The organism is Rhodococcus zopfii NBRC 100606 = JCM 9919 (genome assembly GCF_001895025.1).
Classification (GTDB): domain Bacteria; phylum Actinomycetota; class Actinomycetes; order Mycobacteriales; family Mycobacteriaceae; genus Rhodococcus; species Rhodococcus zopfii.
Genome location: NZ_BCXI01000002.1, coordinates 25,263 through 32,716, shown reverse-complemented (window position 1 = coordinate 32,716; position 7,454 = coordinate 25,263). Strand labels below are relative to the sequence as shown.

The 7,454-nt window shown below is 69.3% G+C and carries 6 protein-coding genes; 4 read left to right on the top strand and 2 right to left on the bottom strand.

Going from position 1 to position 7,454, the window contains the following annotated elements; genetic code table 11:
• Positions 1-158 precede the first annotated feature (158 nt).
• On the bottom strand, positions 159-830 hold the full coding sequence (locus tag RZ1_RS02160) for an SDR family oxidoreductase (protein WP_072808841.1): 672 nt from the start codon (positions 828-830) through the stop codon (positions 159-161).
• Positions 831-977: 147 nt separating this feature from the next.
• Between RZ1_RS02160 and RZ1_RS02155 the strand changes: the two genes are divergently transcribed.
• Entirely contained in the window at positions 978-1,988 is a 1,011-nt protein-coding gene (locus RZ1_RS02155; protein WP_072808839.1) for a PHP domain-containing protein, read from the top strand.
• A gap of 8 nt (positions 1,989-1,996) precedes the next feature.
• The gene (locus tag RZ1_RS02150; RefSeq protein ID WP_072808837.1) at positions 1,997-3,433 is read left to right on the top strand and encodes a flavin-containing monooxygenase; all 1,437 of its coding nucleotides are present in this window, start codon (positions 1,997-1,999) and stop codon (positions 3,431-3,433) included.
• Here the strand turns inward: RZ1_RS02150 and RZ1_RS02145 are convergent.
• Positions 3,423-4,295 carry a spermidine synthase gene (locus tag RZ1_RS02145; RefSeq protein WP_072808835.1) on the bottom strand — a complete coding sequence of 291 codons (873 nt, stop codon included), beginning with the start codon at positions 4,293-4,295 and terminating at the stop codon, positions 3,423-3,425. The two genes, RZ1_RS02150 and RZ1_RS02145, sit on opposite strands and share 11 nt — an antisense overlap.
• A gap of 98 nt (positions 4,296-4,393) precedes the next feature.
• Here RZ1_RS02145 and ggh point away from each other — a divergent pair, with 98 nt between their 5' ends.
• Complete coding sequence (ggh, locus tag RZ1_RS02140) at positions 4,394-5,731, top strand: glucosylglycerate hydrolase (RefSeq protein WP_072808833.1); 1,338 nt, start codon at positions 4,394-4,396, stop codon at positions 5,729-5,731.
• A 172-nt stretch (positions 5,732-5,903) separates the two neighbouring features.
• Positions 5,904-7,364, top strand: coding sequence for a class I adenylate-forming enzyme family protein (locus RZ1_RS02135; protein WP_072808851.1), 1,461 nt, complete (start codon positions 5,904-5,906; stop codon positions 7,362-7,364).
• The last annotated feature ends 90 nt before the right edge of the window (positions 7,365-7,454 follow it).

Sequence of the window (7,454 nt, the reverse complement as noted above, 5' to 3'; positions counted from 1 at the left end):
GGAACCTCCCCCGCCACCACCTCCGCCCCCGCCCCCTCCGCCGCCCGCGCCCGCACCGGTACCGGCGCCACCGGCCCCGGAGCCCGCCCCGCAGATCCAGATCCAGATCCCGGGTGCCCCGCCGGTGGTCATTCCGCTCCCGTTCTGACCGGCAGCGGCTACCGGGGGCGCAGCACGATCTCCGTCGGATGGGCATCGGCCGGGGTGCGGATCGCCTGGCCCACCGCCTGCGCGACGGTCGCCGGGCTCAGGAACCGTTCGGGCCGGTACTCGCCGCCCTCCTCCGCGACGATCGCGCGCTGCATGTCGGTGTCGATGCGGCCCGGGTGCACCGATGTCACTCGCAGGTCCGGTTCCTCCTGCCGCAGTACGTCCCCGAAGGCGCGCAGTGCGAACTTGCTCGCGGCGTACGCGCCCCAGCGAGCCTTCGCGTTCAGGCCCGAACCCGAATTGATCAGCACCACATGACCGTTCGCGGCACGCAGCGCTGGCAGCAGAGCTCGGGTCAGTGCAACGACGGCAAAAACGTTGGCGTCGAACATCTCTCGCCACTGCGCGACGTCGCTGTCGGCGACGGTGCCGAGGCTCGCGACCCCCGCGTTGTGCACGAGGACATCGAGTCGGTCGATGCCGGAGCAGGCCGCGGCGACGGCATCGTGGTCGAGCAGATCCACCGGCCACGGTGTCGCGGCGGGCAGTTCCGCGACGATCGTGCCGAGGGACTGCTCGGTGCGACCGCCGAGGAGCAGGTCGTGGTCGGGGGCGAGGTCGCGGGCGATCGCGGCACCGAGGCCGCGGCCGCCGCCGGTGATCAGGGCTGTGGGACGCATGCGGTCGAGCCTAGGACGGTCGCAACTCTCCCGCGCCTTCAGCCGCCCCCGTCGCCCGCCCCCACCGGGTGAAGGTTCCTGTCACCCCGTCAAACCGAATATCGGTTCCCATCACCCGAGTGGTGCCGGGGCGGCCACAATGGAGGAATGGACCCGGTGAGCGCCCTGCGTGAGGTCGCGTTCTGGCTCGAACGGGAGCACGCGAAGACCTACCGCGTGCAGGCCTACCGGCACGCGGCGGACGTGGTCGCGGGGCTGAGCGAAGCCGGGCGGCGGGAACGTCACCGCACCGGCACGTGGACGGAGCTCCCCGGCATCGGACCCAAGACCGCCGCCGTGATCCGCGAATCGGTCGACGGAACCCCGGCTTACCTGGAGGAGCTGCGTGAGTCCGCCGAGCCGATCGGTCGCGGTGCCGGCGACCTGCGCACCGCGTTGCGCGGCGACCTGCACACCCATTCCGACTGGTCCGACGGCGGGAGTCCCGTCGACGAGATGATGCGCACCGCGCAGACGATGATCGGGCACGAGTACTGCGCGGTCACCGACCATTCGCCGCGGCTCACAGTCGCGAACGGGCTGACCCCGGAGCGGCTGCGCACCCAGCTGGGGGTGATCGCCGAGCTGAACGCCGCAGGCAACGGATTGCGGATCCTGACCGGAATCGAGGTCGACATTCTCGAGGACGGTTCGCTCGACCAGGACGAAGATCTGCTCGCCGAACTCGACGTCGTCGTGGCGAGCGTGCATTCGAAACTGCGCGCCGAGCGGTCGGCGATGACACGCCGGATGGTGCGGGCGGTGACGAATCCGCACGTCGATGTGCTCGGCCACTGCACCGGGCGGCTCGTCACGGGTGGTCGCGGGCACCGGCCCGAATCCACCTTCGACGCCGAGAAGGTGTTCTCCGCGTGCCGCGACCACGGCACGGCGATCGAGATCAACTGCCGGCCGGAGCGGCGTGACCCGCCGGCCCGGCTGATCGACCTGGCACTGCGGCTCGGGTGCCGTTTCGCGATCGATACCGACGCGCACGCCCCCGGCCAGCTGGACTGGCTCGGCTACGGGTGCGAACGTGCCGCGGAGCGGGGTGTCGAGCCGGAGGACGTCGTCAACACGTGGCCCGTCGAGGAACTGCTCGCCTGGACTGTCGAATAGGAGCGGATGTGGAGCATGTCGATGTGCTGATCGTCGGGGCCGGCCTGTCCGGCGTCGGGGCCGGATACCGCCTGCAGACGCAGTGTCCGGGCCTGACCTACACGATTCTCGAGGGCCGCGACGCGATCGGCGGGACGTGGGATCTGTTCCGGTACCCGGGGATCCGATCGGACAGTGACATGTACACCTTCGGGTATCCGTTCCGGCCGTGGCACGGAGACCGGTCCTTCGCGGATGGCTCCTCGATCCTCGAGTACGTGCGTGCCACCGCGTCGGATTCCGGAGTGGATCGTCGAATCCGATTCGGGCACAAGGTGACGAGTGCCACGTGGTCGTCCGGAACCGCGACCTGGACGGTGCGGGCGATCGCCGACGGACTCCCCGTCGAGCTGACCTGTTCGTTCCTGTACATGTGCAGCGGGTACTATAGTTACGAATCCGGTTACCTGCCGGACATTCCCGGCCTGAACACCTTCGACGGTCCGGTCGTGCACCCGCAGTTCTGGCCGGAGGACCTCGACTGGTCCGGCAAGCGAGTGGTGGTGATCGGCAGCGGTGCCACCGCGGTCACTCTGGTTCCCGCGATGGCCGAGGACGCCGAGCACATCACCATGCTGCAGCGGTCCCCGTCGTACGTGGTGTCGCTTCCCGCCCGCGACCCGATCGCGGATCGCTTCCGGAAATGGCTGCCCGACACCATCGCCCACCGCCTGGTGCGAATGAAGAATGTCGTCTCGGCGCTGGCGTTCTACCAGTTCTGCCAGCGGATGCCGCGACTGGCCCGCGCGGTGATCCGCACCGGCACCGCCCGTCTCCTGCACGGAAGCGTGCCCGTCGATCCGCATTTCGCGCCCGCCTACGATCCGTGGGATCAGCGCATGTGCCTGGTTCCCGATGCGGACCTGTTCCGGGCGGTCCGGTCCGGTCGCGCCGACATCGTCACCGGCCGGATCGACACCGTCACCGACCGTGGGGTCCGGCTCGAATCCGGTGAGGAACTCGAGGCCGATGTGCTGATCACCGCAACGGGCCTGCGGATCGTCCCGGCGGGGGGTATCGCGCTCGTCGTCGACGGGGAGCGGGTCGATCCGAGCGAGACGTACGTGTACCGCGGGACGATGCTCAGCGGTGTGCCGAACTTCGCGTTGTGTCTCGGCTACACGAATGCATCGTGGACGTTGCGCGCCGATCTCGCCTCACTGTACGTGTGCCGGCTGCTGAACTATATGCGGCGCAAGGGATATCGGATCGCAGTTCCCGACTACCGCGGCGACGGACGGACCCGTCCCCTGCTCGGACTCACCTCCGGATACGTGCAGCGCGCCGCGGGGACGCTGCCGCGGCAGGGCACCCGCAACCCGTGGCGGATGCACCAGAACTACCTGCTGGATCTGCCGACGATGCGATTCGGACGACTCGACGAATCGATGGCTTTCAGCCGGTGACCAGGCTCGGAGCCGATGCGCGAGGAAAGGGAATTTCACTGTCGCACAGCATCTTCGCTCCGGCCGCGAACCGCTGCACGTCGTCGTCGCGGCGGATCTGCGCCGGTACCGCGCCGCCGAGCAGGTCCCGCGCGAGGCTCGCGGAGTCGCCGAGCGGCACGTCGCTGCCGGCGATGACGACGTTGCCGTAGCGGCGGCCCTTCAGCATCGCCGGGTCGGCGATGATCGCGGTGTGCGCGAAGACCCCGCCGATCGTCGCGGCCTCGCGTTTGGCGGTGGTGAGGTCGCGGGTGTCGCCGCAGTTCACGACGTAGACGCCGCCGGGCGCGAGCACACGATGGGCGTGCCGGGTGAACTCGACGGTCGTCAGGGCCGCGGGGGTGCGGTTGATCGCGAACACGTCCCGCACGATGAGGTCGCGGGTGCCGTCGGTGAGCGAACTCAGCACCGCACGCGCCTCCCCGACCCGGATGCGCAGCAGTGGTGCCCGCGGCAGATCGAACCATTCGCGCACCAGCTCGGCGAGCCGGCCGTCGATCTCGACGACCACCTGCCGGGAACTCGGGAAGCACGCGTGGACGTACCGGGCCATCGTGCACGCCCCGCCGCCGAGGTGCAGTACCCGCAGCCGGTCCGCCCGGGTCCAGCGCGCATCCATCAGGTGCGCGATCCAGCGCATGTACTCGAACTCGAGCAGCGTCGGATCGGACAGGTCGATGTGGGAGCTGGGCACCCCGTTGATCTCGAGCAGCCACCCGTCCGGGCGGTACCGGTCCTTGACGAGCTCGCACGTACCGGTATCGATGTCGTGGATTCCGGGCGACAGAACGGTATCGGCAGTGGGACGGGGACGGGAGCTCACCGCCTCATTGTCCTCGCCGGTGTCCCCGACCTGCCACGAGGGTCGACCGACCGGGTACTTCGACGTGCGGTTTCCGGCGGAAGCCGCACAATGAAACGATGCCGGATCGCGGATTCACTCCGACCCAGCTCGCCGCGCGAGCTGCCTACCTGTTGCGCGGCAACGATCTGGGCACGATGACCAGCGCGGCGCCGAAGCTCTATCCGCACATGTGGAGCTGGGATGCGGCGTTCGTCGCCGTCGGGTTGGCGCCGCTGAGTGTGGAACGCGCCGTCGTCGAGCTCGACACGTTGCTGTCGGCGCAGTGGAGCAACGGCATGATCCCGCACATCGTCTTCGCCAACGGCGTCGACGGGTATTTTCCCGGCCCGTCCCGGTGGGCGGCCGGCGAGCTCGCCGCGCACGCCCCGGCGGGTGTGCAGACGTCGGGGATCACGCAGCCGCCGGTGCATGCGATCGCGGTGCAGCGGATCCTCGACCACGGTCGCCGGCACGGTCGCAGCACGCGCGCGGTCGCCGAGGAGTTCCTCGATCGGCGCTGGGCGGACCTGGTGCGTTGGCATCGCTGGCTCGCCCATGCCCGCGACCTCGACGGCAACGGCCGCATCGCGCTGTACCACGGGTGGGAGTCCGGCATGGACAACTCGCCGCGCTGGGACGCCGCGTACGCGAATGTCGTGCCCGGGCCGGTTCCTGCTTACCTGCGTCAGGACCTCGTGCACGTCGGCGACGCCGGGCAGCGCCCCACCGACGCCGAGTACAGCCGCTACCTGTGGCTGCTCGAGGAGATGAAGGGCGTCCGGTACGACGACGGCAAACTCGCCACCGCCATGAGCTTCGCGGTGGAGGACGTGTTCGTCAGCGCGGTGTTCTCGCTCGCGTGCGAGGTGCTCGCGGCCATCGGCGAGGAACATTCGCGTCCGCACGCGGACGTGCGCGACCTCTACACCTGGGCCGAACGATTCCGGCAGGGTGTCGTCGAGACGACGGACGAACGTACCGGCGCTGCACGCGATTTCGACCTTCGATCCGGGAAGTGGATAGCCACCGACACCCTCGCGATATTCGCGCCGTTGCTGTGCGGGGGCCTGCCGCGATCGACCGAACGTGCACTGCTGCGGACTTTCGAGGGCCCGAAGTTCTGCGGACACCCGGATCTGCGCTACGCGGTGCCGCCGTCGACCTCGCCGGTGTCCAAGGATTTTCGTCCCCGCGAGTACTGGCGCGGACCGGTGTGGCCCGTGATGACATGGCTGTACTCGTGGGCGTTCGCGCGCCGCGGCTGGGCCGAGCGTGCGGACATGCTCCGCGCCGAAGGGCTCCGGCAGGCCGCCGACGGATCGTTCGCCGAGTATTACGAGCCGTTCACCGGCAAGCCGCTGGGCAGCATGCAGCAGTCCTGGACCGCGGCGGCCGTGCTGGACTGGCTGGGATAGGCGTCCCGAGGGCGGCGGGTGCGGAGCTTTTGTGCTCCGGGGACAACGCGTCGGCGGAACTCGAGCCCGCGGGACCCTGGTCGAAACGTGACGTGCGTCACTACCGTTGCGGTCATCCCGAGAGGAAGGACCGCCCGCAGTGACCACCGACAACGCCGTGACGATCGATCCCGTGACGATCGAGTACCTGGTGTGGCATCGCGAGACCGACCGGCCGTGCGTGCGCGACGACGACCTCGAGCTCACGTACGCCGACTTCGCCCGCAGAGTGGACGGTTTCGCATCCCAGTTGCAGCAGCATGGAGTCGGGGCCGGTGATGTCGTCGCGGTGATGCTGCCCAATCGGGCCGAACTGCTCGTCGCGCTCATGGCCGCGTGGCGGCTGCGGGCGACAGCGACCCCGATCAATCCCGCGTTCACGGCCGCCGAGGCCGACTACCAGATCGACGATGCCGGAGCGGTACTGGTGCTGGGCGCCGGACCCGAGTCGCCGTCGGCGGGCCGTCCGGTAATCCACGTCGACGACATGGTCGCCGCACCCCCGGCCGGATGGTCCGCCGGTGACGACCCCGCCGCCGACGAGACCGCACTGCTGATCTACACCTCCGGTTCGACGGGCCGCCCCAAGGGGGTGCAGCTCACGCACGCGAACCTGCAGTTCATGGCAGCATCGTTCCGGACGCACCTGCGACTGACCGAATCCGACCACTGCCTGCTGATCCTGCCCCTGTTCCACGTCAACGCGATCGCCGTCAGCTTCCTCGCGCCGATCCTGGCCGGGGCGCAGCTGAGCATCACCGGCCGGTTCTCCCCGGCCCGATTCTTCGACGACGTCGCGACGCTGCGGCCGACGTATTTCTCGGCCGTGCCCACGATCTACGCCCTGCTCGTCTCCCAGCCCGCGAAGGCGTCGCTGGACATGTCGTCGCTCCGATTCGGGATCTGCGGCGCCGCACCGATTTCGAAGGAACTTCTCGACCGCGTCCAGCAACGGTTCGGGCTGGTCGTCGTCGAGGGTTACGGGCTCACCGAGGGGACCTGCGCGTCCGCCTGCAATCCGATCGACGGGCCCCGCAAGCTCGGCACCGTGGGGCCGGCCCTGCCCGGCCAGCGCATCAGCATCGTCGACGAGGCGGGAAACACGCTGCCGGTGGGGCAGGCCGGCGAGGTGGTTGTCGAAGGCCCGAACGTGATGGCCGGGTATCTCGGCCGGCCGGAGGAGACCGCCCGCACCGTCGTCGACGGTCGGCTGCACACCGGCGACGTCGGCCGGCTCGACGAGGACGGCTACCTCACCCTTGTCGACCGAATCAAGGACATGATCATCCGCGGCGGAGAAAACCTGTACCCCAAGGAGATCGAGAACGCCCTCGCCGAGCATCCGGCGGTCCTCGAGTGCGCCGTGATCGGTGCGCCCGACGACGTGTACGGCGAGGTCCCGGTGGCCTATGTGGTGACCTACCCCGATCGCAGTACCACCGACGAGGAGCTTCTCGTCCACCTTGCCAACCGGCTCACGCGGGTCAAGGTGCCCGCGGAGATCTACGTCGTCGATGCTCTGCCCCGAAACCCCGTCGGCAAGATCGACAAGCCGGGATTGCGGCAGCGTCACCGCGCCGCCGCCGACCTCTGACCCGCCACACAGTCCCACCCACTCGTCGCACGTTCATTCCACTCACCGGCCGCGGGCCGGTGAGGTGATCACCCCTACCCAGGAGGCGAA